Genomic DNA, 26,185 nt, shown 5'->3' with positions numbered 1-26,185 from the left:
AGACACTCCTTTAAACCCGGAGTTCAGGAAGCCAAGACCTATCCACTCCCTGAGCTCCGAGTTTGTTTTTAAGCAAGAATAACTCACTAAATAAAGTAAGAATATGTTACACATTATATTGTACGCCATCGTACCTATTGTGGTGGTCATGCTTGCCGGATTCATTTCCGGAAAAAAGGGTGTCTTCAACGGAGATGACTCAAAGAAATTCAATAAGGTCGTGCTTGACTTCGCACTCCCGGCAGCACTGTTCGTGTCAATCGTCCAGTCATCGCGCGCCGAACTTGCCAAGTATGTCAACCTGACCCTCGTGTCGGTCATAGGCATCATGGGCTGTTTTATGCTCGTCTATTTCATCTTCAAATACTGCTTCAAAAAGAACACCGGAGCTGATGCCGCTGTCAGCGCGCTTATCAGTGGTTCGCCTACCATCGGTTTCCTTGGGTTTGCAGTGCTTGAGCCTATCTTCGACTCAACCGTAGGCCTTCCTTCCGTAGCATTGGTCGTAGCCATTGTGGGAATCGTGGTCAACGCCATCGGTATCCCTGTGGGCCTGTCGCTGATGAATGCGTCGCTTGAAAAGCAGGGTGCTGCGAAGAGCGGCAAGAAGGAATCGGCATGGAAACCGGTGCTTCACGCTCTCGCACAGCCGGTAGCATGGGCTCCTATCCTTGCAGTCGTATGGGTTCTCGCCGGCATACCTTGGCCTAAGGAACTTAGTCCTTCATTTGACCTTATCGCAAAGGCAAACGCCTCGTTGGCAGTGTTCTCGGCTGGTATCACACTCTCATCCATCAAGTTCTCAATCAACTGGCAGGTTATCCTCGGCTCAATCATGAAGATGATTGTGATGCCCGCAATAGTTCTGGCACTCGGCATACTCTTCCACATGGAGCCCAACAACCTCAAGATGCTTGTCGTGGCAGCAGCTCTTCCGCCTGCATTCTCAGGTATCATCATTGCCGATGAGAACGACACCTATGTCGCAACCGGTACATCTTCACTGACTCTCTCAGTGATCCTCTTCATCGGCTTCTGTCCTCTCTGGATATGGATCACAGACCTATGCGTTAATTCAGGTATCTAACCGTGTCCTACTATAGACAGATCAAAGTAATATTCAGGGCATAAGGGACTGACTCTCCCTTATGTCCACTATTTATACAATACTCCACCATCCCCCCACTAATACAGCCCACCGAGATGAAAAAACAGATTCTTGACGGATGCACGGCCGCTGCTCATGTGGCCTTTGCCCTTAGCGACGTAGCAACAATCTATCCAATCACGCCGATAGCCTCAATGGGCGACACAGCCCAGAAATGGGGTCTCGAAGGACGGCGCAACCTGATGGGTCAGCCTCTTGAAGTCCGCGAAATGGAAAGCGAACTCGGTGCGGCCGGTGCAGTGCATGGCGCAGCTGCAGCCGGAGCACTTGCGACAACTTTTACAGCCTCACAGGGCTTGATGCTCATGATCCCTAACATGTATAAAATCTCCGGAGAATTGCTTCCGGTAGTCTTTCATGTCGGATGCCGCTCGCTTGCCACTCACGCTCTTTCGATTTTCGGTGACCATCAGGATGTGATGGCGTGCCGCCCCACCGGTTTCACCATGCTTGCATCATCCTCCGTTCAGGAGACTATGGATCTTGGCCTCGTGGCTCATCTTGCAGCCATCGAGGGCTCGCTGCCGGTGCTCCATTTCTTTGACGGCTGGCGGACTTCGTCGGAAATGGATACGATAGATGTGATAGACTATGAGTCCATGCGCCCTCTCGTAAATTGGGACAAGGTCAACGAATTCCGCCGTAAATCCATGAATCCGGAGCACCCTGACCAAAGGGGCTCGGCTCAGAATCCCGATGTCTATTTCCAAAACCGTGAAGCCCCCAACAAGTATTACGACGCTTTCCCGGCAATCGTGCAGGAAGCAATGGATAAGGTGGGTAAACTCACCGGACGTGAATATCATCTCGTGGATTACAGTGGCGCGCCAGACGCTGACCGCGTGATTGTCGTTCTCGGTTCTGCCGCCGATGTTGTGAGCGAGACCGTCGATTATCTCAACCGGGAGAAAGGCTACAAGACCGGTGTCATCAAGATCAGGCTTTACCGTCCCTTCCCGGTAGAAGCATTCCGCAATGCATTGCCGGAAAGCGTAAAGACCATAGCAGTACTCGACCGCACGAAAGAACCGGGCGCACAGCACGAACCACTATGTCAGGATGTGATCACAGCTCTTTCAGGTGTTGATGGTGCTGAGAAGATTCGTGTCATCGGCGGTCGTTACGGTCTTTCGAGCAAAGAGTTCGATCCCTCGATGGTAAAAGCGATATTCGATGAGATGGCCAAAGAAAAGCCACAGAATCCATTCACAATCGGAATCAACGATGATGTGACGCATCTGTCAATCGATGTGACTGAAAACGTAGAGACCAACGTTGCCGCCCGGACTTATCAGACAATATTCTATGCAATCGGTAATGACGGTACTGTAGGCGGAACTAAGCAGGTGGCATCGATACTCGGCAACACTCCGGGACTCTATGCACAGGCTTATTTCAGCTATTCAGCCAAGAAATCCGGGGGTTACACCATCTCGCAGCTGCGTATAGGCAAAGCTCCTGTCACATCGGCCTACGGCATTGATGGGGCGGACTATGTGGGCTGTCACAAGACCTCATACGTCAACCGTTTCACCATGCTCGATAAAATCAAGGATGGCGGAATATTCGTCCTGAACTCTCCTTGGACACCTCAGCAGATGGCGACACGCCTGCCACTTGAAATGCGCCAGACAATCGCGCAAAAGAAACTCAGATTCTACAATATTGACGCTGACCGCATAGCAGCGCAATGCGGTCTCGGCCCACGCATAAACATGGTGATGGAGACGGTGTTCCTGCATCTCAGTGAAATAGTTCCGTTCGAGGATAGTTTCGCCGCTCTCAAGGATCAGATCCAAAAGACTTATATCCACGAAGGCGGAGAGGTGGTGCAACGAAATCTGAAAGCCGTCTCAATGGCATTGGATGCTCTCCAGTCCGTTGATTATGACTCTATCGCCGGCTGGACCACAACACCGGAAACAAAGAAACAACGCGAACTGAAATTCGATAATAAGACACTGGAGTCATTTATCAAGAACATACATACTCCGTGCATAAAGGGTAAGGGAGATCTTATCCCTGTTTCAGCCCTCGATCCTGCCGGCATACTTCCGATGGGAACTACTGCCTACGAACATCGCCGTATAGCCACGCGTGTCCCCGTATGGGATGCGGACAAGTGCGTTGAATGCACCGAATGTTCGCTCGTTTGTCCTCATGCAGCAATCCGTCCGTTTGTACTTTCGCCCGAAGAAGCGGCCAAAGCTCCCGAAGGCTTCGCCATGAAGGATTTCAATGGTCCGGCAAGCGTCAAGGGTTACAAATTCCATATTCAGAATTATCCTGAAGACTGTCTCGGCTGCTCATCATGCTCCATCATCTGTCCGGGTCATGCTTTGACAATGACACCTCTGGAAGATGTGCTTGAAAAGGAAGTTCCGATGTTGGAATGGGCTCAGGACAACGTCACGCTCAAAGACAATATTCTGCCGCGTACCACCGTCAACGGATCGCAGTTGCAGCAACCGTGCCTCCAATTCTCAGGAGCTTGTGCAGGATGCGGAGAGACACCATACGTCAAGCTGCTCACCCAGCTTTTCGGCGAGAGATTGCTCATCGCCAACGCTACGGGCTGTAGCTCCATCTGGGGGGCAAACTTCCCCTCCAACGCTTACTGCACCAATCCGCAGGGTAAAGGTCCTGCATGGGGCAATTCACTTTTCGAGGATAACGGTGAGTACGGCTACGGTATGCTCGTTGCCGTAGAGCAGCGTCGTCGGCGAGTGGCCGAACAAGTGAAAGAGCTGATCGACTCCCCCTCCACACTCCCCTATCTGAAAGAGCCTCTCGAAGCGTGGTATTCCGCCAAAGATGATCCTGAACTCTCCGCAACAACGGGCGAGCAGCTTAAAGCTATGCTCGAACCGGTTAAAGAAGTGGATTCAGCCTATGCAAACCTACTTGATGCCTCCGATATGTTCGCAAAGAAAAGCGTATGGGCCATCGGTGGTGACGGCTGGGCCTACGACATCGGTTTTGCGGGTCTCGACCATGTGCTTGCTTCCGGCGAACCCATCAAGATCCTTGTCATGGACACCGAATGCTATTCCAACACAGGCGGTCAGACCTCAAAGGCCACCCCGCGCTCCGCTGTGGCAAAATATTCACCCGACGGCAAACGCGTAGCCAAAAAAGAGCTTGGACGCATGATGATGACATACGGTTCAGTCTATGTGGCTTCCATCTCGCTCGGTGCTAATTATCAGCAGGCCATCAATGCTCTTGCCGAGGCCGAACGCTATCCCGGTCCTGCAATAGTGATCGCTTACTGTCCATGTCTCAACCACGGAATCCGACCCGGACTCGGTCATTCGATTGTGGAGGAGCGGCGTGCGGTCGAAGCCGGTTACTGGCCTCTCTATCGTTTCAATCCCGAAGCCTACGCGAAGGGCGAGAACGCACTCACCATCGACTCTCCCATCCCCGGCCCTGACAACAGCGGTACAAACGGTTCATCGGAACTCACCGCCTCTCCTCGCTACACCAATTCCGAACCGCTCAAAAATATTGCAGAATATATTGTCAGTGAGGATCGTTATGTGGATTTGAATATGATCGACCCCAAGGAAGCAGGCATCCTCCAGCCTGAACTCCAACAGGACTGTAACCGAAATATGGATGAGCTACGTCATATTGCCGATAAAAAATAATGGGTAATGCGTGAACAAAATCAAAGCTCCGCGCATTATAGTATAAGTATGTAGTATATCAACGGCTGTTTTTTTTGAAATGTTGATATTCTGATGCGTCAAGTGCCCATTATTAACGTCTTAATTAACTGCGAAACCTACGGCGCTACATAACAATAGTTTTGACGTTGATTTTGAAGCCGAGGGAGAAGAGTTGCCGTAACTCTTCTCCCTCAATTTTTTGTCCGTATGTCGCCGCTACAGATTAAGATATTCCTTCAGGGCATCGACATACTCCTCGAATGCTTTCCTCCCAAGGCCGGTGACGCGACACGTTGTTCGGGGTTTCTTACCGATAAATGTTTTGTCAATCGAAATATATCCGGCAGAGGACAACTTGTCGAGCTGCACGCTAAGATTTCCGGCCGTCGATTCGGTTTTCTCTTTGAGATAAACGAAATCAGCTTCTTCCACATTCATCAGAATGGACATTATTGCAAGCCGGAGTTGCGAATGCAGAAGCGGATTCAGTTCCTTCATGATTGCTGCACCTTTCTTGCTTTACGGTTAATAATATAACCCGGAATAATGAACATTATTATATAGGTGATTATGAGCAGTGGCGAAATACCTGTCTGAATGAGGTATCGGAGACCTGCTATGAGACTCGCTGTAAGAAAACCACCTATGATCATTCCGAAGGCACCTCCGTAAACCAAGCTCTTTTCGTGTATGATCATCCCCTGCACGGATGTTGCAAAACCAATTACAAAAAATGCATAGAGCATCATTATGATCCATATAGGAAAACCGACAACGAAAAATCCGAAACTAATCACCAAGCCCGCAATAGCAAGATAGATGACAAACCGCCACAACTTATCTGACAATACATCGCTATAAGAACGCACCCGCGAAGTCTGTCGGCGTTTGCGCTGCTGAATCACTGTTACCGGACATCCTATCAGAGGTATGAGAAACCACATCCACCCCAACCATCTGCCAGCCTCCGGCATCAGCCCGGCTAAATAGCAGAGATATCCGGAAATCCATTTAAGTATTGTCACTGCGATAATCAGATAGCCCCAGAAGAGGAAAATATTACCTCTCCCAAGTTCGAGTCGCTGGCGTGTCCTGTTGATCATTCGGGCTATAAGTTCGATGCTTTCCTGCCCCGTCATTTTCTGTTCTTCCATTTTTAATTTTAATTTTTGATTGTTATACAAATCGGTTTATAATATAAACCATATTTTGAAAAAGAATAGGACAATTTCGCGCGCTTTTGTCCTATGATCAATTTCCGAGTGCAAATATAAAGTAGTTTATTTTATAAACCAAATATTTTTCGAATAAATTTTATCTGTGAATTAAAACGATAGAAAAGACTGAAAGAAGAACAGACTTAGCACGAACACAACTTGTCGCGTATGCAATCTGATCTGCTTTCAGTAAGCTATGTTCAGACTGCATACGCGACAAGTTGTGTTCGCTTAATTCTTAAATTTTGTCCTACTAATTCTTAAATGGTGGGGGTGTAGGTGTATCACCGTCATCAGCTTTATCTTCCGATCCCTTATCCGGTCGGTCCTCAGTCTGATTGTCGTCCGCTGGTTTAATCTCAACCACTGCTTCAGTGACGTCAACCACATCCACACTGTCCGACGGCTTATCCTTGCTATCATCCTTACCGCTGTCCTTGTTACCCTCTTCGAGAGCATTACGGGCGGCATCGCGCTCGGCCTGAAGACGCATGATCTCTTCCGTGCGTGATTTCCATTGACGTTTGCCGAATATGTTGACGAGATCCTCGGCATACATCACTTCCTTGGTCAGAAGTGTCTCGGCAAGTTTGGCGTGACCGTCCTTATGATCGCGGAGGATCTGCTTTGCACGTTCGTACTGCTCATTGATTATGCGCGAAACCTCGTCATCGATCTGCTTCGCGCGTTCACCACCGTAAGGCTTGGAGAAACCATAGGCCTGACCGCTCGAATCATAGTAGCTCACATTAGGAATCTTGTCGCTCATACCATAGTAAACTACTATAGCGTATGCCATCTTCGTAACCTTCTCAAGGTCGTTGAGCGCACCGGTTGAAATCTGACCGAGCGTAAGCTCCTCGGCGGCGCGTCCGGCCAGAGTCATACACATCTGGTCAAGCATAGCTTCAAGAGGTGTGATCTGACGCTCCTCAGGCATATACCATGCCGCACCAAGAGCCATACCACGGGGTACGATGGAAACTTTAACCATCTCATTCGAGTACTCAAGGAACCACGACACTGTAGCATGGCCTGCCTCATGGATTGCTATAGCCTTCTTTTCCTCTGCCGAAATAATCTTGGAGCTATGTTCAAGACCACCTATGATACGGTCGATAGCAGCCATGAAGCTCTCACGATCGACAGCTTTCTTGTTGCCACGGGCCGCGATGAGGGCAGCCTCGTTGCAGACATTGGCGATGTCCGCGCCACAGAATCCGGGGGTCTGACGGGCCATCAGTTCGACATCCACTGAATCATCAGTCTTGATGTTGCGCAGGTGGACATTGAAAATTTCTATACGATCCTTGAGTTCGGGGAGATCCACGTTGATCTGACGGTCAAAACGTCCGGCACGAAGGAGAGCCTTGTCAAGAATATCAGCACGGTTGGTAGCCGCGAGGAGGATCACACCGCTGTTAGTTCCGAAACCGTCCATCTCGATAAGGAGCTGATTGAGAGTATTCTCACGCTCGTCATTCGCACCCATGTTGGGATTCTTTCCGCGCGCACGACCGACGGCATCAATCTCGTCTATGAACACGATACAGGGAGCTTTCTCCTTGGCCTGACGGAAAAGGTCGCGGACACGCGATGCACCGACACCCACAAACATCTCGACGAAGTCAGAACCTGACATGGAGAAGAACGGGACGTTAGCCTCACCGGCCACAGCCTTGGCAAGAAGGGTCTTACCAGTTCCGGGAGGGCCTACAAGAAGTGCACCCTTAGGAATTTTCGCACCCAGATCGGTGTAACGCTGTGGATTACGGAGGAATTCAACAATCTCACGGATTTCAGTCTTTGCCTCGGTCAGACCGGCCACATCCTTGAATGTCACGTTAGTGCCCTCACCCTTGTCAAAGACCTTGGGTTTGGACTTGCCGACATTAAAGACTCCACCGGCACCGCCGCCGCTCGCGCCACCTGACATACGACGCATCATTATGAACCAGAAGGCCACAAGGAGCACTATAGGGCCGAAAGTCCAGATAAGGGCTGAATAATCCGATTCTTTCTCATATTTCACATGACCTGTATAGACACCATCGGCTATCCATGCGTCGATCTTGTCCTGCATACGGTCAGCCGAGGGTATGTCAGTCACGATCTTGGCGATGGTACCTTTGCCGCTCTGATACTGGCTTGCGGGAAATATCTTGCTTGCAAGTGAATCAGACAGCACGGCTTCCGCACGGTTGGTGTTGGTGTAAATTGTCATGTCACCGACACCGCCGTCCGACACGTATTCTTCAAATTTAGTGAAGCTGACCTCCTTGGCAATTGAATTGTCGTCGATATACATCATACCGAGCAGAATCACTATGGCGGCGGCATAAAACCAGTACAGACTGAAATTAAAGACGCCCCCCTTTTTCTTCTTGGGCAGGGGATTTTTCGGAGGAGTGGATGAACTCATTGGATCTTTCTGTTGAATTTATAGATATGTAAGGGATAAAGGTCAATCCTCATCGGGATAGTCAGTGATCAGCGCGTCGCTCCACAGATCTTCAAGATCATAGAGATGGCGTGTCTCCGGGACGAATACATGGACAAGAGTGTCACCGTAGTCAATCACGATCCATTGCGAATTACCATAACCGTCATAGTTAAACGGCTTGACTCCCGCATTTTCCAGAAGATATTCACGTATGCTGTCAGCGACAGCAGCCACATGCTGGGTCGATGTACCCTCGCAGATCACAAATCTGCGCGCAGCAGCTGTATCGATGTCGCTCATGTCAACCGTTGTTATCTTGCGACCCTTACGTTCACGGATGCCCTCGATGATGAGGGGCAGTATGTCAGATGTTTTTTCTGTCATGAATGTTGTTCTCGATGTGAGTTGAAACTTTAATATAATATAAATATATGTGATAAATCAGACACAAAGGTAATCATTTTCCTTGAATTACCATCGGTAAGCCGTCCCAATTGATTCAAATCGTGTTCCGGCTATTACTATTAACAATTGTCTCTATCCTTTGGTTTTATCAAAAATCATGCCAAATCAGGTGTAATTACCGACCGCCTAAAGTAAAAATATGTTAAATAGCACGCAAAAATTTGCACGGCTCAAAAAAACTCCATACCTTTGCACCGTTGAAACAAAACAACGATGCTTCAACGATGCCAAATGGCCCATTCGTCTAACGGTTAGGACGCAAGTTTCTCACACTTGAAATAGCAGTTCGATTCTGCTATGGGCTACCAAACAAAAGCAATTCCGACCGCGGAGTTGCTTTTTTCTTTTCTCCTATCCAAAACTGCCTACAGTAGTGCAGGATACGGAATCCCATCAAATATTTTTAGAATTTCGATTTGGAAAATCAAACGAAATGCATTAATTTTGTGTTATAAAATTGAAGAGACAACGATATCCCCACGCCGGAGCACGATTGGGAAACTCATCAATTATTTTTGAAATACCGAGACAAGCTTAGCCGCCCAATGGCGGGCCTCATCCCCCTCACGGGGGAGGCGTAATTGCCCGGAGGATTACAAAGGACGGCGAGCACTCAAATCCTGTCATTCGGAGTTTCATCATCTTTCTCCGGTGTGGTTTTTCATAACAGAGGACGCCTCGCAGCCATGAAAGCGCGATGCGTCCTCTGATTTTTCATACGGATTTCAATGCCACAAGCCGCAATTCCGGCGCATTTTAACGGGTCAGAAGCAAAATCCGGTTGAATTGTTAACCTGCTTTTTCATTATCGCACCTTTTTGGGCAGTAAACGGCTGTAACTTTGCGTCATCAATCCCACTTCACACTCATAACACACAAACTCCATTCATCCGCCGCTCTTTCACCTCCAAATTCATCATATCTCAAACACGCTTCACCCTTCCATTCCAATCAACCTCAAGTAAAATCCCTAAAAGCCACCTCTCACACCCCTACTCCACCATTACAACAGCTTATCAATCATTTACCTTCCACCACATTAGAAAACATTACTCTACAAAAAAATCAATACTCCATCATCATGCCCACTCTTTATACTACTTATGCTACGCCATACTATATGCATTTGCGCAACGCTCGGCGCGCGTCGTAATCCGATAAGAACCAGTCGGCCGGATCAATGGCAAGAAAGGCCGCCACACCGATCATGAAACTGCGTGTGGCGACCTCTCGAAATCTTTTTATTGATTCTCTACAGGATCAATATTTACGACGCTTCTGCTCATAGACGAGAGTGAGCGAAGGCTGATCGGACACCTCGGCCGGACCGAAATACTGGATGGGACCGGGATAGGTGTAGCAGGTGTCTCGCTTCCACTCGTCACGATGCTTGGCGAATTTGAGGAAGGGCTCACCATCGAGTTCGACAAGAGCCTTACGGATCACGGGCTTCATCTCACCGTGGCGACGCTCCATATTCATCATCATAGTGATGGGGATACCACCGGCAATCCAGTTGACAGGCGCGAGGGTAAGGTTGCGGAGGCTTGACATATAGCCGGTCTTACCTGCAGCGATGAGACATGCGGCAGTGAAACCGAGAGCGTAGCAGTAGTTGGCATCGAAGTTCGAGGGATCTGCACAACGGCCTTCGTAACCGAAGAAGTGGTGCATGGTTGAGTATTTACCCTTGTACTTGCCTTCAGCCGCAAGCTGCTCAAGACGCTTGCCGACCATCTCGGAGAGAAGCTTTTCGGTCTCGATGAGCGAAACCTGCACATTGCCGTGGGGGTCACGGTCGAGAGTGAGCTGACGAGCCACGCCTGCGGGCAGTGACTCATAGGTCTTGGCATTAGCCTCGCTGAGGTGAGCGATCACCCATTCGCGCTGCTTTTCAGGATCGACAGCAGCAAATTCCTCCGCCTTTGCGGCAAGGAGGTCATTGAGCTCGGCGATGAGAGCCTTCACAGCAGGGATGAATTCGATAAGACCTTCGGGGATGAGGACAACGCCGTAGTTGTTGCCGTCGTTCGCACGGGCAACGACAGCCTCAGCGATCTCATCGACAACCTGATCGAGAGTCATGTTCTTGGCCTCGACTTCCTCGGAAATGATGCAGACATTGGGCTGGCACTGGAGGGCACATTCGAGGGCGATGTGTGAAGCGGAGCGACCCATGAGCTTGATGAAGTGCCAGTACTTCTTGGCAGAGTTACAGTCGCGCTGGATATTGCCGATGACTTCGGAATAAACCTTGGTAGCGGTGTCGAAACCGAAAGAGGTCTCGATAACGGAGTTCTTGAGGTCACCGTCGATAGTCTTGGGCACACCGATCACCTGAACGCCCGCACCGATGGCCTTGTAGTATTCGGCGAGAATAGCGGCATTGGTGTTGGAGTCGTCACCGCCAATGATCACGAGAGCCTTGATGTCGAGTTCGCGGAGGATTTCAAGACCCTTGTCGAACTGCTCCTTGGTCTCAAGCTTAGTGCGGCCTGAACCGATGATGTCGAAACCGCCTGTGTTGCGATATTCGTCGATGATGTCGGCTGTGAGTTCCTTATATTTATGATCCACGAGACCACCGGGGCCCATGAGGAAACCATAGAGACGGCTGTTGCGGTTGATGCTCTTAATACCGTCGAAAAGACCGCTGATCACATTGTGTCCGCCGGGGGCCTGACCACCGGAGAGGATCACGCCGACATTGATCGGCTTGGCCGACTCAGTTGCGGGAACTTTCTCAAAACGGATTTCGGGAAGACCATAGGTGTTGGGGAAGAGCTTCTGGATGTCGGCCTGATTGTCGGCAGACTGGGTGGGTTCACCCTCCACTATTTTCACTCCACCGGTAAGCACGATGGGAAGTTGGGGCTTGTAAGCCGCGCGGGCTTGCTGCAAAGCACTTTTTTTCATTTCTAAGTTATTAGGATTTACGTTGATTATCACTTCTGTTAGGGAGGAGACGCCTGATCAAGCCTTCAAAGGCTATGATACTCGCAAAGGTCGCAATTATTTCCCAAAAAATCAAGAAATGCAAGCCGGCAATATCAGCAAAAATATCAGGCGGGGCAGGCAGGGTTAAAATATGCAAAATATTGTAAACTACACAACAATTCGAAATATGTGCATTTCACTAATTATCAGACTATTTACCTTATATTATATTACCAAAATTTTAACACTTGATTTTAAAATTGGTCATAAAAGAAAGAATAATTGCACATATCCCCAAGAAGTGAGAACAATATATAGTTAATATAGGTTAATTATTGTATTCAAACCAGTAAAACACCGCAAATCTTTTAACATTTGCTCATTATATGCAAAATTCTGTTACATTCTCTTTCAAAACCTTTTAAACTCCACAATTGGCCATGTCTCAACATATTGGCATTTTGACGGACGGCGAAAATTATGTAATTTTGTAGTGTGAAGATCAAATAGACCAATCATTTCAATAAGATATTGAATTAAGACTTCTCAACACAATCATGAAAAAAATAGCTTTAACTGCAATCATATCATTTATATTCAGCTGCGCCGGTTCAATGACCGCAAAGGCTGAGAACCCTACCCCCTATCGCCTTCCTGCAGCACACAACGCAGCTGTCGAAGCTGGGACTTCACTCATGGCTGCAAGCATGGACAATGTAAAGGCATTCTCCCCCTTCGCAGTGACAGAGGATGTGAAACCTGCCGAGGAGGCCAACGGTGAGCTTATCAACCGTATCACCGATTTTGCTGCCAAATATCTCGGCACACGCTACCGTCGCGGCAGCTCAAGCCCCAAAGGTTTCGACTGCTCCGGTTTCGTAGGTTTCGTGTTCAGAAACTTCGGTATCGACCTCAGCCGCTCATCAGCATCGCAGTACAACGAGGGCGAGAAGGTGGCAAAAGATGATCTACGCCCCGGCGACCTCATGTTCTTCTCAGGAAGCGCAGGCAACCGCAAGCGCGTAGGCCACGTGGCAATGGTGGTTGATGTCAAGCCTGACGGCTCATGCACATTCATCCATGCCTCATCCTCGCAGGGAGTCGTCTATCAGAACTTCCCCGATGGTGGATATTACTCCAAACGCTACATCGGTGCAAAACGCATCATCCCCTCCGAGCCTAAAGCATAAGAGGGCTCCAACTCAAACTAAGATCCCAAATTTCAGACATCAGACATAGATAGAAAGAAAAATCTCACGATACCGCGATGGTATCGTGAGATTTTTATATTTCATAATCCTCATCTCTTAGAGGATATTTCATAGCAAATGTTAAACACCCTCTTAGTCAAGACGGTGGATAATGAGGCCGGAACGGAGTTTGGGTTCGAACCATGTGGTTTTCGGGGGCATGATGTTGCCAGAGTCGGCAATATCCATAAGCTGCTTCATCGAAACTGGATAGAGAGCGAGAGCCATAGCCATCTCACCGGAATCTACACGGTTCTTGAGCTCACCGAGACCACGGATACCACCCACGAAGTCAATGCGCTTGTCGCTACGGAGATCTGTAATGCCGAGAATGTCCCGCAGGATCAGATCACTTGATATCGTGACGTCAAGCACACCGATGGGATCATTGTCGTTATATGTGCCCGGTTTTGCCGTGAGCGAATACCATTTGCCGTCAAGATACAGGGCAAAGTTATGGAGAGCGGAGGGACGATACTCATCCGCACCCTTCTCCTCGACAATGAAATTCTCGGATACACGTGCGAGGAACTCTTCAGGCGTGAGGCCGTTGAGATCCTTGACCACGCGGTTATAGTCGATGATGTTGAGATGCGAAGCGGGGAAAGCCACTGCGAGGAAGTAATTATACTCCTCGTCACCGGTATGTGCAGGATTGTTCTGCGCCTTTTCGTGACCCACAAGCGCAGCGGCTGCTGAGCGGTGATGACCGTCGGCGATATAGAGATAAGGGATCTTGGCAAATTCCTCGGTGATGGTGGTGATCATATCGGGATCATCAACCACCCAGAAATGATGGCCGAAACCGTCAGGAGCGGTGAAATCATACTCCGCCTCACCGGCAGTCACCGTGTCGATTATCTTCTGAAGGGGTTCATTGTCAGGGAAAGCAAAGAACACCGGCTCGATGTTGGCATTATTGATACGCACATGCTTCATACGGTCCTCCTCCTTGTCGCGGCGTGTAAGCTCATGCTTCTTTATGCGGCCTTCCATATAGTCGGCCACATTTGCAGCAATCACGATTCCGTACTGCGTGCGGCCGTTCATTGTCTGCGCATATATGTAATAGTGATCCTTGTCATCCTGCACAAGCCAACCGTTGTCGCAGAAAGCGTTGAAATTCTCTACGGCCTTGTCATAGACTTCGGGGGCGTGCTCATCAGTTCCGGGAGCGAAATCAATTTCCGGTTTGATGATGTGGTAGAGCGAACGCGGATTTCCCTCAGCCTCCTTGCGGGCTTCATCGGAATTAAGCACGTCGTAGGGATGCGAGGCCACTTCAGTGACCATCTCGCGCGGTGGGCGGATACCCTTGAATGGTTTTACTTTAGCCATGGTTTTTAAAGGTTAACAGGTTTGGGAGAACTTTTGAGGTTATATTTAAGTGTTTAAGTGCGAGTATGTGTGGATAAAATGAAAGCACATTGCGAACCGCCTGCGCGGCATGGCCGCAATGTGCTCACGTCGTTTATCGTTTTCTCCTGTCCTACCCTTATCAGTACGGGACAGGTTCAATATGTGGTAGTCTTGCCGGACTCCTTATCAGTCCTTCTTCTCGCGGACGATTGTCTGCTTGCGGTCAGGACCGATGGAGACGATGGTGATGGGTGTGGCGAGTTCCTTTTCAAGGAAAGCGATATAGTTCTTGAAATTCTCAGGGAATTCATCCTCGCTCTGCATCTTAGTCATGTCGGTCTTCCAACCGGGAAGCGTGACATAAACCGGCTCGATATCCTCATCGATCGAGAAGGGGAACTGCGTGGTCTCCACCCCCTTGATCTTATAAGCGACACATGCCTTGATTTCATCGAAATCATCGAGCACGTCGCTCTTCATCATGATGAGCTGAGTGACACCGTTGAGCATGATGGCATAGCGAAGAGCCACGAGGTCAATCCATCCGCAACGACGTTCGCGACCTGTCACCGCTCCATATTCGTGACCGAGATCACGGATGCGCTTGCCGGTAGCGTCAAAAAGCTCTGTCGGGAACGGACCGCTGCCGACACGGGTGCAGTAAGCCTTGAAAATACCGAATACTTCACCGATCTTGTTGGGGGCTACGCCGAGACCGGAACATGCACCGGCACTGATGGTGTTTGATGAAGTCACGAAAGGATATGAACCGAAGTCAATGTCGAGCAGCGTTCCCTGCGCACCCTCGCAAAGCACACTCTTACCCTGAGCGAGAAGACTGTTGATCAGGAATTCCGAATCGACAATTCCGAATCCTTTCAGATACTCGATGGCATCCATCCACTTCTCCTCAAGTTCATCAAGATTCTCAGGCTTAGATCCGAGTGACTCAAGCTGATCGAGATGACGCTGGCGGAGAGCGGAATACTTCTCGTTGAAGTTATGGAACACATCGCCGAGACGCAGACCGTTGCGGGAGATCTTATCGGTGTAAGTCGGACCGATACCCTTGCCGGTCGTACCGATCTTCTTTCCACCCTTAGCCTTCTCGTTGGCAGCGTCGAGCAGACGGTGAGTCGGAGTGATCAGATGGACTTTCTTGGAAATTTTAAGGATCGAACGGAGATCTACGCCGCTCTTCTCAAGCTCTTCGGCTTCCTGCTTGAACAGCACGGGGTCGAGCACAACACCGTTGCCGATAATATTGATCTGGCCATGCTGGAAGATGCCTGAGGGAATGGAGCGGAGCACATATTTCTTACCCTCGAACTCCAGAGTGTGACCGGCATTCGGACCACCCTGAAAACGTGCCACTGCATCGTAGCGCGGTGTCAGGACGTCAACTACCTTACCTTTTCCTTCGTCTCCCCACTGGAGGCCGAGAAGCACATCAACTTTCATGTTTTGTGAGATTCTATGGTTTATTATTCTATATTATATTTCTTCAAACGTTGATTTCTGCGGCTGTTACTTCCGGACACGACCTCCTCCACGGCAACGTGAACAAAGACCATGTATGTAGAGGTCAAAACCGTTCATGGCAAACGACGGGTAACGGCGAAGCTTCAAAAGACGCGTCAACTCCGCATCCTTTATCTCACGTTCGCGTCCGCAACGGGAACAGACGAGTGTGAGATGTTCGTCAGCACGGGTGGAACACTCGTAGGTCTCCGCTCCCTCCTCCACTCTGCGCCGACGCACTATTCCGGCAGCCTCGAAGAGTTTCAGATTGTTATAGATCGTCCCGTGGCTAAGCCTGAATCCGCTATCAGCGAGTGACTGCAGGATGTCAGCCGGAGTAAAACTCCCGCGTTGCTCCACCACTTTGTCGAGTATCTTCATGCGTTCGGGTGTCCGTCGCAACTGATGCTGGGCGAGATAGTGAAGCAGTGAGCCTTCGGCATCGCTTTTTCGCTTTTCATCGTTCATCAACCGACAAAATTACAATTCCACGGCCTAATATGCAAATTTTCATTAAAGTAAATTTGCCGAGCATTGCGAAGCCACGAAATAACGCATCAGCGTATGATGTATCGGTCAGCCGATGAAGCCGCGGGCGGTCAGGATGTGGAACATAAGATCCTTCAGGAGATCATATTCATTCTGTCGCGAACCGATGCCCTTGCTACGTGCATCGAACTCTCGGATTGCCGAGATGATCTCGATGGTCTGGCGTACGTTGTAGTTACGGGCTGCGGTCTCATAGACACGCAACCCCCATGTGTTTCGTAGGCCGAGCGCATCCATATAGCCGCTCTGAGTTTTGTCACGCGTGTAGTGATAGATGAGAAGGTTGGAGAACTGGTTGAACAGCGACGATACGGTCATCACCGTCGGGTTGTTCTTAGGATTGTTGCGGAAATATTCCACGATGGTGAATGCCTTGGCCGCATTACGACTGACAACTGCATCGACAAGCTCAAAATTATTATAGTCCTTGGATATGCCGATGTTGCGCTCTATGGCTTCCGGTGTAACCATCGCCCCCTTACCGAGAATGAGCGCAAGCTTATCTATCTCGTTGTAGAGCCTCGAAAGATCCGCACCGATATAGTCCCGCAGCATCGAGAGAGCCTTCGGATCGACGTTCAGTCCCTTTTCCTTTATCAGATCATGGATCGCCGGCACAAGATTGCGCTCGTTGAGACGCTTCGATTCAAAGATGACCCCGTTTTTCTTCAGAGCAGCCAATAGCTCCTTACCCTTGGCCTGCGCCCCACGACATGAGATCACGAGCACAGTGGTCGGATTTGGCCGCTCGACATAGCTGTGGAGTTTGTTGAGCTGATCGGCACGTATAGCCTGCGCTTCCTTCACTATCACAACCTGACGCTCAGCCATCATGGGATAACGATGACACACATCCATCACCGTCTCCACTCCGGATTCAGGCGCGTAAAGCGTGTAGAGATTGAAGTCGCGCTCCTCTTCCGGGACAAGAGCCTCGAAGTCCTTCACGAGCTCATCTATATAATAGCCCTCCTCACCATGAAGAAGATAGACAGGCGAGAGCGATGTACCCGCAGCGAGCTGCCGTTTAAGTTCCTGAAAAGTCGGAGAAGATGAAGCCATAAGGATAGTGATTGTCTGTTGATGATCCGGTAAATGGAATAAGTAACGGAAGGGGTTTGAGTGTGTAAATTTACGCAATTATATCGGAATTTGCTAACTTTGCCTTAAATTAGCACTACTATGGCACCTACAGAGACAGACAAGGACAGCAGACACGCAATCTGCCCGTTGAATCTTCCGCCGGGCGACGTGAGACTGCGACGTTCGGCGCGTGGCGATGAAGTGTATGATCCCCTGCGACGCAAATGGCTTCTACTCACTCCGGAGGAGTGGGTAAGACAGCATTTCACATCATTCCTGCGCACGCATCTCGGCTATCCGGCGTCATTGATGGGTAATGAAATCGCCATAAAACTCAACGGGACTTCAAAACGCTGTGACAGTGTGGTCCACGACCGTGCAGGCAAACCACTCATGATCGTCGAATACAAAGCTCCTTCGGTAACGATCACACAGGAGGTGTTTGACCAGATAGCACGCTACAGCCTTGTGCTCAATGTCAGATACCTCGTTGTGAGCAACGGCCTGCATCATTATTGCTGCCGGCTTGAGCCGGAATGTGATAAATACACCTTTCTACGAGAGATCCCCCACTACGACCAGCTCTAAGCCAAACTATCCAACAGCGAGGACAACTCAAACTTACAGCCAATATAAACCTTACCGCCGATGAAGCCCGGACAGGACATCATCGGCGGTAAGTTTATTCCCAAATTATGTGTATCGACCTGACAATCCATTAGGATCATACTGCCAATAACTCTGTTTCGAGTTTAGAAATGTCGTCATACAATTTCTTTTCAAGCGGCAGACGCTCGTCAATCAGACGGCAAGCGTAGAGCACGGTGGCATGAGTGCGGCCAAGACGCGTACCGATCGCTTTAAGCGGCATCTTGGTATGCTTTTTCGCCAGATACATCACCATCTGACGGGCATCGGACACCTCACGCTTACGCGACTTGGTGAAGATCTGATCGACCTCAATATTATAGAACTGACTCACAGTCTGTGCAATAGCCTCGAAATTAACAGTGCGCTTGCTAAGCTTAACAGAATTTGAAAGAACGCGGCGTGCAAGATCGACAGTTATATCTTCGTCAAGACAGGTAGCATGAGCCATAAGTGACACAACGACACCTTCTATCTCACGGATGCTCTGAGTGACATTAGAGGCAATGAAATCCATAACATCGGCCGGGAGGCGGACACCGTCGCGCAGCGACTTCTGCGACAGCACATCGCGGCGGAGCTCAATGTCAGGACGCTCAAGCTGAGCAGTCATGCCTGACTTGAAACGCGAAAGCAGACGATCCTGCATACCCTCCATCTGGGAAGGAGAGCAGTCACTCGACAGGATGAGCTGACGATTGTTCTGCTTGAGGTGGTTGAAGATATGATAGAATGTCTTCTGCGTCTTATCCTTACCGATGAAATCCTGAATATCGTCAATTATCAGCGTGTCGATACTCTGGTAGAAATTAAAAAATTCATTGAGTTTGCCACGCTGCACGGCTGCGGTGTATTGACTCTCGAAAAGACGCGCTGTGAGATAGAGCACCCTCGCACGCGGATTGCGCTCCTTGATACGGATACCTATAGCCTGAATAAGATGTGTCTTACCGACGCCGCAGGGGCCGAAGACAAAGAGAGGGTTGAACGTCTTGAGTTTCGGATCATTTGCGATCGCCTCACCGATCGACTGCGCCACCTTATTACTATGGCTTATGCAGTAGTTCTCGAAAGTGTAGGCGGGATTGAGCTGCGAATCAATGTCCTCGACCACCTGCTCCTTGAACGGATTGGATGTCGCACCCGGCATAGGTCTGACGGCAGTACTCGGATGCGCGCTACCTACAGCAACCTGCGTACCGGGATCGTTGGCCACGATCGGGAACTCATATATAAGGCGTATGTTAGAACCGAACACGCGCTTAAGGGTCTTACCAAGCACACCGATGTAACGCTCTTCAAGCTGTTCGGCAAAATACTCAGTAGGACAATATATGCTCAGCACGTCGTTCTCGACCCGCCGGAAAGTCAGCGGGCTGAACCACGATTTGAATTGTTCGGGAGGAAGAATGTCACGGATTATCTCCAGACATTTATCCCATTTTTGGGAATATTCGTTCTGCATCGGTCAGTGGGTAGCTAATCTTCAATTAAGCAATTGATCAGACGGGCCGTGTACCTATTTGCACGAAAAGGGTTCTTGAAAATCCGCCTTAAAAAGTCGTATTGACATTGTGTTTCGGTTATGCAAATTTCCAAAAAATATTTTTCAAAATCAAGTTCTTTTTTATTTGGTAGTTATAAATCTGCTACACATTACTGACTTTCAACTATTTACAAATGCAAACCTACAACACTTAAAGTTTTACTTTAACTTAACTGCACTATCTGACTGATTTTATGTCGCAATCAATCCGTTTCATAAGTTTTCCATTAAGCTGTATTCTGACTTATTAAGGCTCTTAATTGTCTTGAAAACAAGTCATATAAACACTTCTCTCCACAGATGCAGCTACCAAACATTATTTATACCAATTCTAAATAAGCACTTTTTTCGGCAGAAGCGCAGGCAATATCATTTCAGCACTGCAAAGGTGAAATTTCTTCCGGAATTGACACCCGAATATCTTGCTGAGAAATAGCGGAGAGGATGACAACGAGTGCATAAATGATTGTCAAAATGTCCAACATTCTCAGGTGAAAGTCCGCAACGCAACAATTCACGCCTGACATACGCCGGGAGATCGACATGCGGACGACGGCCGTCAGAAAAACGCACTATGCACTCCTCCGGAAAACGGACAGCCACCTCCTCCCCTACCTCGAAACAATCCACACAGATCGCAGGGCCGAAATAGGTCCGGATACGGCTGGCATCAGCTCCGACTCGTTCCATCGCATCCACTCCGGCTTCCACAATACCGCCGATCGCTCCACGCCATCCAGCATGAATCGCAGCGACAACTCCGGCCACAGGATCAACCATGATCAAGGGAATGCAGTCGGCTGTAGAGACTCCGACCGCAAGACCTCTCAAGGATGTCACCACACCATCGACACCTTCGAAATCCGAATCAGCCGGAGTGCCGTCGATCACTCTCACAACGGTCGAATGGGTCTGGCGCGGTATGACCCAACAATCCTTTTCAATTCCGGTGGCCTCCGAAAGATCCATCCGGCAGGACTCTATATGGGCGGGGGCATCGCCGGTATAATGACACACGTTGAAACCATCATAATGCCCGGCATCAGCTCCGACTGTACCACGGGAGGTAAACATCACGGAGTAATCCGGTTCGTCAGCAATCACGTTAAGCCAGTCAGGCATCAATTTCTCACGTTCGCACATAAAATTATCCAAGGTAGATTTTTTACAGCATGATTTTGCCATCTGTAGGTTTTGTTATACTTTTGCGCCGGATTTTTCAGACACTCTGCAAAATTAATTCAATTCAAGGGATAAATCACACATTCACGATGAAAGATTTCAAGCTGAAAGGCCATCTCGCCATGCTGGGAGCCAACATGACATGGGGAATGATGGCACCAATAGCAAAAATAGTGCTTACGGCAGGTATTATCTCCCCTATCCTCCTCACCAACTTCCGCATCATAGGCGCAGCCATCCTCTTCTGGATCGCCTCGATCTTTACCCGCTATGAACATGTCCCGGCCCGCGACCTCCTGAGACTGGCAGGCGCAGGAATGCTCGGCATTGTTTTCAATCAGGGCAGCTACATTTCAGGCATAGGTCTAACTTCACCCGGTGAGGCATCCATAATCACGACGACCATGCCGCTGTGGGTAATGTTTCTCGCAGCAGTCATCCTTAAAGAACCTATCACTTGGAAGAAAGCCGGAGGTATCGCCCTCGGAGCGTCAGGCGCGCTGTTGCTCGTATTCGGAGGGAGCAAATCCGCACTTAAAGGTGACAATCCAATGCTCGGCGATCTGCTCGTGCTGACCGCACAGCTCAGCTACGCGCTCTATCTGACATTCTACAAAAATTTCATAAAGAAGTATTCGGTCTTCACACTCATGAAATGGATGTTCACCTTCGCCGCTATCGTAGCCTTCCCACTATCTATCGGAGAGTGGATCCATACCGACTGGGGTTCTATCTCACACACTGAAATCGCCGGCGTGGGCTATGTAGTGGTAATCGCCACTTTCCTTGCATACATCCTTACAATGATCGGTCAGAAAAACCTCCGCCCCACGCTCGTCGGTATGTATAACTACGTTCAGCCTATCGTGGCTTCACTGATTGGTGTCTATCTTGGTCTGGACAGATTCACTCCCGTGAAGGTGATAGCTGTCGCGCTTATTTTCTCCGGAGTCTATCTGGTCACCATAAGTAAGGCCGCTGCTCCGGCGGCAACCGACGTGGACAAATCCGCGCATTAGTGCGATTGTCGGAACACAAGTACCTAAAAACATCGCAAGGGCTGCTTCTCACGAAGTAGCCCTTGTTTAATTGTTCTAAATACTTAGCTAAAGTTAACGAATAATCTTCACTTTAAAATCGTGATTATTACAATCCAAAAACTGATTAAAATTTTACACATCGCAAATTTAGCACATATCAGAAGCGAGCGTATGCACTTTATCGTATATTATAAATACTATATCAATCAAAATAAATATTAATAACTATCAACCAAGGCATTACGCACATCGTCAATCTTTGCGTATCTAAACTGTAATATAACATTGTAACGCCGATATTTAAACGTCCTGTGAAACAAATAATACCCTAAATCTGAAATATCAACACTACCGAAGCCCTCCCGGATCAACCATATCACACCTAACGTGCAGAGATCGGGATACATTGCACATCCGATGGAAAAAGCATGGGTAAAAGTCAGTGCGAAAAAAAGAGCAGTCTTCCTCACGAGGACTGCTCTCAACAGAATCTAACGTAGTTAAATAGTTCTTCTAATTCTAACAAAAAAACAAATCTTTAATACCTATTACATCTAAATCTTACCTATCTGAATTATGTGCTTATTCAATTCTTATACTCTGCTTTAATTATCATAACGCAAAGATAGAACGTTTTCAATCCGAATGCAATACCATCGACTGAAAATATAAGTCATATAAAGACACATCCTAATATATATCACTAAAATTCAAGGATTTATACCAATCACTACTCGCAATGAATACAAGTTGTTTTATAGGTTATCAAGGACATCTATACCGGTTGAATCCATGAATATGAGGCTAAAAACCACACACAAGCTGACCACAATCAGGCTATAACTCCGATCTTCATCACATCCGAATCAAAAGTCTCACGCGAGATGGCTTTATTGCGCAACTTGTTACGATAAGTATAGATAGTGTTTAGAGTCACACCAAGGAAACGGGCTATCATAGCCGTGTCCTCGACACCGAGACGCGTGAACGCAAGAACCCGCAATTCGGTTGGAAGAACATTCTTTCCGCTCGATACTATACGCTTGTCAGGAAGCAGAAGCTTGTTCACATCCTCTACAAAAGTCGGATAGATGGCAAGGAATGAATCATCGAATATATCATCAAACTTATTTCGTTGCTCCTCAATAAATTTTCTATTTTTTATCAGCTCCAGCAGATCATCAGTCTGTCCGGCAGTGATCTTACGCTTACACACCCGATTGAAATCCTCCAGACTCTCCATAAAGCTTGACGAAAGATTCATGAAGTCGGCAATATACGCCTCCTTCGCAAGATTAGCCTGAGCAAGCTGCTGCTTTATATTTTCGAGCTCACGCATGCGCCTCTTCTTCCCTCCGTAGAGGCGAAGGAGCAAGAGCAGTCCACCACCGAGGCTGACTATAAGCCCTATGAGCATAAAATTGCGCGAACGTTCTTGCGAACGAAGTTCATTGGACACAGGCATCAATGCAGTAGATACCATTATACTATTGGTCTTGGCATCGCCCTTTATAGCCTGCTCAAGTGCGATCGACAGATATTTATGTGCCCGTGCAAAATCTTTCAGTTCATAAAGAGCCGTACCGAGACGGATGAGTGCTGTTCCCTGACGGTCTCCGTCACGAACCTCACTTATAGCGGCCTTGGCAAGATATGGGATAGCCTCCTCCGGACGGTCAAGCAGCGCGAATCGGCCGCCAAGAGCCGTAAGAGCCATTGAGTAAACCGGTGTATCCGCAGGCATATCCCTCACAATTTCAAGAAGCGATGCAATAAACATCGGATCATTGCCCTGAGCATAGAAAATCATTGCCGCATTGAGTTTTGCTTCGTAAGAGTCCGGATCAAGTATAGCCCCGTATTTCTTTGCAAATTCAAGTCCCGGTTTAATATAATTATCGTGCATTGCGGTCCCCTCAAAGATCTCCGCCATTGTATAGTACAGATCACGGGCCACCTCGTAATACATATTATTATTTTCAGGAAAATCACCGAGCGACTCAATGAGCGCGAGATCCCTCATTGCCTCCGGAGTGGAGTTGAGCCTGCAAAGTGCCGGAACGCGACCGATGAGAAAACGCTGTGCCGCTTTGGGGTCATTATTATTAATAGCCCTGTAGAAACCATCGGAAAACACCATCACGGCAGAATCGGCATTAAGCTTTCCAGTCATCTCACCAAGAGTGAAGAAAGCTTCCTCGGAGATAAGTGAATCAGAAGCTATGCAGTTCTTGAGGGAATCTATCCTGTGGTTACGGATGTTGACATAACTATCCCTCTTTGCAAGTTCCTTATCAAGCAGATCGAGGATACCGCTGACGGTATCAGGCATTTTACCCGCGCCGAACAGCGCAGGAGAAAATGATAATATAATAAAAATGATGATTATTTTTTTCATCAAGCATAATAGAGTTAAGGCCGTCCGGACTCCGGTTGCAAAAGTTAATCCATCAGTACAGCAAATACGGTCAGTAAGATATGCAAAAGTGCCGACGGTAAAAAACAGTTAGCAAACTGCTCTTATATGAGGTTTGAGATAAAATTTCCTCACAAAATTAGCATAAAAAACGCCTCTGCCAAAGGTAGAGACGCAAAAAATTCTATAATGTTTCCAACTTGGGTACATCTGTTCCCTTGACGGGAACAAATGCAAAATCTATTAGCATTCCATTTCGAGGAATCAGCGCAGACGGTTGTAGGAGTTAAGCAGTTTTATGTCTCGCTTTATGGCACTGAGTCCGAGAATTTCAAAGACAACGGCTATAGGAAGCAATATATCCCACACAGAGAAAGCTGCTTCAACGCCTTCGGCATCGGCTTGTTTAAAGAGAGTGAAGCACACCACAGCGATGCAACACAATGTGAGAAGAAGCGAAATGACGAGGACAGAACGCTGCAGAGGCATATTGCGATAGAAGAAAATATCAGCAATAAGAAGCACAACCGCTGCCGCCGCCGGGATAAGTAGCCCGTATTCATACATGGTGTAGAGTTTTTCACCTACAACCGGCTCTGCACCGACTGAAAGCACTTCACCATAAGGCACAATAAGGAAAATCGCCATCGCTACCATAGCGAGGAAGATGTAAACGGTCTGAATACGTTGAATCTGCATAATTATTGAATTTTAGAATTGATGTTTATCTATTTTACTGACAAATGTGCCGGCAAGAGGATAGCCGACGCCCTATTTTTTGTCAAATATACTAAAAATTTAACAATCGTCCATCCTATTAGTTGGTGATTTGTCGTAATTTTGTAGGAAAATACACATCATTGTCTTATCGAAACCCCATTACAGGTCAATTATGGAACAAAAACGGCCCCTGATACTGATCACTAACGACGACGGCCTTGGTGCACGCGGCCTCGAACATCTTACGCGTATCGCTGTCACCCTCGGCGATGTCGTCGTTGTCGCACCGGCCACTCCTCAGTCCGGAAAATCCTCCGCCATAACCGTAAACACACCTTTATATATAGAAGAGCATCCGACAATCGACGGAGCACAAGTCTTTACAGTGAGCGGTACTCCCGTCGATTGCGTGAAGCTTGCAATGTATGCCGTACTCGACCGACGTCCAGATCTTATTCTTTCAGGAATAAACCATGGATCGAACGCCGCAATCAACAATATCTATTCCGGCACAATGGGAGCGACAATGGAAGGCTGCATTCTCGGTATCCCCTCCATCGGCTACTCACTTCTAAGTCATTCACCGAATGCCGATTTCGATCCGCTCACACCTTTCGTCAGAGAGATCACAGCCAAAGTGATCCGCGAAGGTCTGCCGGAAGGAATATGCCTCAATGTAAATTTCCCTAAAGAATGTACCCCACTCGGCATGAAGGTGGTACGCGCAGCCAAGAGCCGATGGACTGAAGAATATGCCACATACGCTACTCCACACGGCACTCCGTTCTACTGGTTGACAGGAAAGCTTCACAACGAACAGCCGGACGATCCCGCGACCGATGAATACTGGCTTAAACGTCAGTACGGAACCATTGTTCCCATCCGTCCTGATCAGACAGCGGTGGATGAGATCGGAAATATCGAAAATTTAATGAGCAGGGAAGAGTGAGAGGCTGCAAGTATCGCG

19 protein-coding genes and 1 tRNA gene are annotated in these 26,185 nt (G+C 48.4%); 7 read left to right on the top strand and 13 right to left on the bottom strand.

The window, feature by feature from the left end; translation table 11 throughout:
- Nucleotides 1-103 precede the first annotated feature (103 nt).
- On the top strand, nt 104-1,087 hold the full coding sequence (locus tag K2G41_RS02915; protein WP_300114154.1) for an AEC family transporter: 984 nt from the start codon (nt 104-106) through the stop codon (nt 1,085-1,087).
- Nucleotides 1,088-1,203: 116 nt separating this feature from the next.
- Entirely contained in the window at nt 1,204-4,821 is a 3,618-nt protein-coding gene (gene nifJ / locus K2G41_RS02910) for a pyruvate:ferredoxin (flavodoxin) oxidoreductase (protein ID WP_300114151.1), read from the top strand.
- 237 nt (nt 4,822-5,058) lie between these two features.
- Here nifJ and K2G41_RS02905 read toward each other — a convergent pair whose 3' ends face one another.
- The 4 genes from K2G41_RS02905 to rsfS all read right to left on the bottom strand — a co-directional run bounded on the left by K2G41_RS02905 (nt 5,059) and on the right by rsfS (nt 8,886).
- Nucleotides 5,059-5,343 (bottom strand): transcriptional regulator, encoded by a 285-nt coding sequence (locus K2G41_RS02905; protein WP_300114587.1) that lies wholly within the window; start codon nt 5,341-5,343, stop codon nt 5,059-5,061.
- The gene (locus K2G41_RS02900; RefSeq protein WP_300114148.1) at nt 5,337-6,026 is read right to left on the bottom strand and encodes a hypothetical protein; all 690 of its coding nucleotides are present in this window, start codon (nt 6,024-6,026) and stop codon (nt 5,337-5,339) included. The genes K2G41_RS02905 and K2G41_RS02900 overlap by 7 nt, the downstream gene beginning before the upstream one ends.
- Before the next feature lie 286 nt (nt 6,027-6,312).
- Nucleotides 6,313-8,481: an ATP-dependent zinc metalloprotease FtsH gene (ftsH, locus tag K2G41_RS02895; RefSeq protein ID WP_300114145.1), complete on the bottom strand. Its 2,169-nt coding sequence runs from the start codon at nt 8,479-8,481 to the stop codon at nt 6,313-6,315.
- Between the two features lie 42 nt (nt 8,482-8,523).
- Nucleotides 8,524-8,886, bottom strand: a complete 363-nt coding sequence (rsfS, locus tag K2G41_RS02890; protein ID WP_300114141.1) for a ribosome silencing factor — start codon at nt 8,884-8,886, stop codon at nt 8,524-8,526.
- 314 nt (nt 8,887-9,200) lie between these two features.
- On the opposite strand from rsfS, the gene K2G41_RS02885 reads away from it, so the two are divergent.
- Nucleotides 9,201-9,275: transfer RNA gene (locus K2G41_RS02885), tRNA-Glu, on the top strand.
- Nucleotides 9,276-10,227: 952 nt separating this feature from the next.
- Here the strand turns inward: K2G41_RS02885 and K2G41_RS02880 are convergent.
- Nucleotides 10,228-11,883, bottom strand: a complete 1,656-nt coding sequence (locus K2G41_RS02880) for a diphosphate--fructose-6-phosphate 1-phosphotransferase (RefSeq protein ID WP_300114138.1) — start codon at nt 11,881-11,883, stop codon at nt 10,228-10,230.
- 578 nt (nt 11,884-12,461) lie between these two features.
- Here K2G41_RS02880 and K2G41_RS02875 point away from each other — a divergent pair.
- Nucleotides 12,462-13,094: a C40 family peptidase gene (locus K2G41_RS02875; RefSeq protein WP_300114135.1), complete on the top strand. Its 633-nt coding sequence runs from the start codon at nt 12,462-12,464 to the stop codon at nt 13,092-13,094.
- A 153-nt stretch (nt 13,095-13,247) separates the two neighbouring features.
- Here K2G41_RS02875 and K2G41_RS02870 read toward each other — a convergent pair whose 3' ends face one another.
- From K2G41_RS02870 to holA, 4 genes are all read right to left on the bottom strand, one after another.
- Nucleotides 13,248-14,492: a DUF1015 domain-containing protein gene (locus K2G41_RS02870; protein WP_300114132.1), complete on the bottom strand. Its 1,245-nt coding sequence runs from the start codon at nt 14,490-14,492 to the stop codon at nt 13,248-13,250.
- 207 nt (nt 14,493-14,699) lie between these two features.
- Nucleotides 14,700-15,974, bottom strand: coding sequence for an adenylosuccinate synthase (locus K2G41_RS02865; RefSeq protein WP_300114130.1), 1,275 nt, complete (start codon nt 15,972-15,974; stop codon nt 14,700-14,702).
- 66 nt (nt 15,975-16,040) lie between these two features.
- Nucleotides 16,041-16,502: a Fur family transcriptional regulator gene (locus K2G41_RS02860; protein WP_300114127.1), complete on the bottom strand. Its 462-nt coding sequence runs from the start codon at nt 16,500-16,502 to the stop codon at nt 16,041-16,043.
- A gap of 108 nt (nt 16,503-16,610) precedes the next feature.
- Nucleotides 16,611-17,645: a DNA polymerase III subunit delta gene (gene holA / locus K2G41_RS02855; RefSeq protein ID WP_300114124.1), complete on the bottom strand. Its 1,035-nt coding sequence runs from the start codon at nt 17,643-17,645 to the stop codon at nt 16,611-16,613.
- A 120-nt stretch (nt 17,646-17,765) separates the two neighbouring features.
- On the opposite strand from holA, the gene K2G41_RS02850 reads away from it, so the two are divergent.
- Entirely contained in the window at nt 17,766-18,254 is a 489-nt protein-coding gene (locus tag K2G41_RS02850; protein ID WP_300114122.1) for a type I restriction enzyme HsdR N-terminal domain-containing protein, read from the top strand.
- A gap of 136 nt (nt 18,255-18,390) precedes the next feature.
- Here the strand turns inward: K2G41_RS02850 and dnaA are convergent, their stop codons facing one another.
- Together dnaA and K2G41_RS02840 are read right to left on the bottom strand one after the other, a co-directional pair.
- A complete protein-coding gene (gene dnaA / locus K2G41_RS02845) occupies nt 18,391-19,779 on the bottom strand; it encodes a chromosomal replication initiator protein DnaA (protein ID WP_300114119.1) in 1,389 nt (462 codons plus the stop codon).
- 450 nt (nt 19,780-20,229) lie between these two features.
- Entirely contained in the window at nt 20,230-21,003 is a 774-nt protein-coding gene (locus K2G41_RS02840; RefSeq protein ID WP_300114116.1) for a polyphenol oxidase family protein, read from the bottom strand.
- A 128-nt stretch (nt 21,004-21,131) separates the two neighbouring features.
- Here K2G41_RS02840 and K2G41_RS02835 point away from each other — a divergent pair, with 128 nt between their 5' ends.
- A complete protein-coding gene (locus tag K2G41_RS02835; protein WP_300114114.1) occupies nt 21,132-22,061 on the top strand; it encodes a DMT family transporter in 930 nt (309 codons plus the stop codon).
- Nucleotides 22,062-22,914: 853 nt separating this feature from the next.
- On the opposite strand, the gene K2G41_RS02830 is transcribed toward K2G41_RS02835, so the two are convergent.
- Nucleotides 22,915-24,414 carry a DUF6377 domain-containing protein gene (locus K2G41_RS02830; RefSeq protein WP_300114112.1) on the bottom strand — a complete coding sequence of 500 codons (1,500 nt, stop codon included), beginning with the start codon at nt 24,412-24,414 and terminating at the stop codon, nt 22,915-22,917.
- Nucleotides 24,415-24,762: 348 nt separating this feature from the next.
- Nucleotides 24,763-25,197, bottom strand: coding sequence for a DUF4293 family protein (locus tag K2G41_RS02825; protein WP_300114110.1), 435 nt, complete (start codon nt 25,195-25,197; stop codon nt 24,763-24,765).
- Nucleotides 25,198-25,390: 193 nt separating this feature from the next.
- Here K2G41_RS02825 and surE point away from each other — a divergent pair, with 193 nt between their 5' ends.
- Complete coding sequence (gene surE / locus K2G41_RS02820; RefSeq protein ID WP_300114109.1) at nt 25,391-26,167, top strand: 5'/3'-nucleotidase SurE; 777 nt, start codon at nt 25,391-25,393, stop codon at nt 26,165-26,167.
- Nucleotides 26,168-26,185: the final 18 nt, after the last annotated feature.

Source organism: Duncaniella sp. (genome assembly GCF_029056165.1).
Lineage (GTDB): Bacteria > Bacteroidota > Bacteroidia > Bacteroidales > Muribaculaceae > Duncaniella.
The sequence above is the reverse complement of the archived record's forward strand: the minus strand, read 5'-3'. Positions and strand labels throughout refer to the sequence as shown.

Bases quoted from the DNA above. Each gene is read 5' to 3' on its own strand.
- K2G41_RS02915 (WP_300114154.1), top strand. From the start codon at position 104: ATGTTACACATTATATTGTACGCCATCGTACCTATTGTGGTGGTCATG.
- nifJ (WP_300114151.1), top strand. From the start codon at position 1,204: ATGAAAAAACAGATTCTTGACGGATGCACGGCCGCTGCTCATGTGGCC.
- ftsH (WP_300114145.1), bottom strand. From the start codon at position 8,481: ATGAGTTCATCCACTCCTCCGAAAAATCCCCTGCCCAAGAAGAAAAAG.
- rsfS (WP_300114141.1), bottom strand. From the start codon at position 8,886: ATGACAGAAAAAACATCTGACATACTGCCCCTCATCATCGAGGGCATC.
- K2G41_RS02880 (WP_300114138.1), bottom strand. From the start codon at position 11,883: ATGAAAAAAAGTGCTTTGCAGCAAGCCCGCGCGGCTTACAAGCCCCAA.
- K2G41_RS02875 (WP_300114135.1), top strand. From the start codon at position 12,462: ATGAAAAAAATAGCTTTAACTGCAATCATATCATTTATATTCAGCTGC.
- K2G41_RS02870 (WP_300114132.1), bottom strand. From the start codon at position 14,492: ATGGCTAAAGTAAAACCATTCAAGGGTATCCGCCCACCGCGCGAGATG.
- K2G41_RS02865 (WP_300114130.1), bottom strand. From the start codon at position 15,974: ATGAAAGTTGATGTGCTTCTCGGCCTCCAGTGGGGAGACGAAGGAAAA.
- K2G41_RS02860 (WP_300114127.1), bottom strand. From the start codon at position 16,502: ATGAACGATGAAAAGCGAAAAAGCGATGCCGAAGGCTCACTGCTTCAC.
- holA (WP_300114124.1), bottom strand. From the start codon at position 17,645: ATGGCTTCATCTTCTCCGACTTTTCAGGAACTTAAACGGCAGCTCGCT.
- K2G41_RS02850 (WP_300114122.1), top strand. From the start codon at position 17,766: ATGGCACCTACAGAGACAGACAAGGACAGCAGACACGCAATCTGCCCG.
- dnaA (WP_300114119.1), bottom strand. From the start codon at position 19,779: ATGCAGAACGAATATTCCCAAAAATGGGATAAATGTCTGGAGATAATC.
- K2G41_RS02840 (WP_300114116.1), bottom strand. From the start codon at position 21,003: ATGTGCGAACGTGAGAAATTGATGCCTGACTGGCTTAACGTGATTGCT.
- K2G41_RS02835 (WP_300114114.1), top strand. From the start codon at position 21,132: ATGAAAGATTTCAAGCTGAAAGGCCATCTCGCCATGCTGGGAGCCAAC.
- K2G41_RS02830 (WP_300114112.1), bottom strand. From the start codon at position 24,414: ATGCCTGATACCGTCAGCGGTATCCTCGATCTGCTTGATAAGGAACTT.
- K2G41_RS02825 (WP_300114110.1), bottom strand. From the start codon at position 25,197: ATGCAGATTCAACGTATTCAGACCGTTTACATCTTCCTCGCTATGGTA.
- surE (WP_300114109.1), top strand. From the start codon at position 25,391: ATGGAACAAAAACGGCCCCTGATACTGATCACTAACGACGACGGCCTT.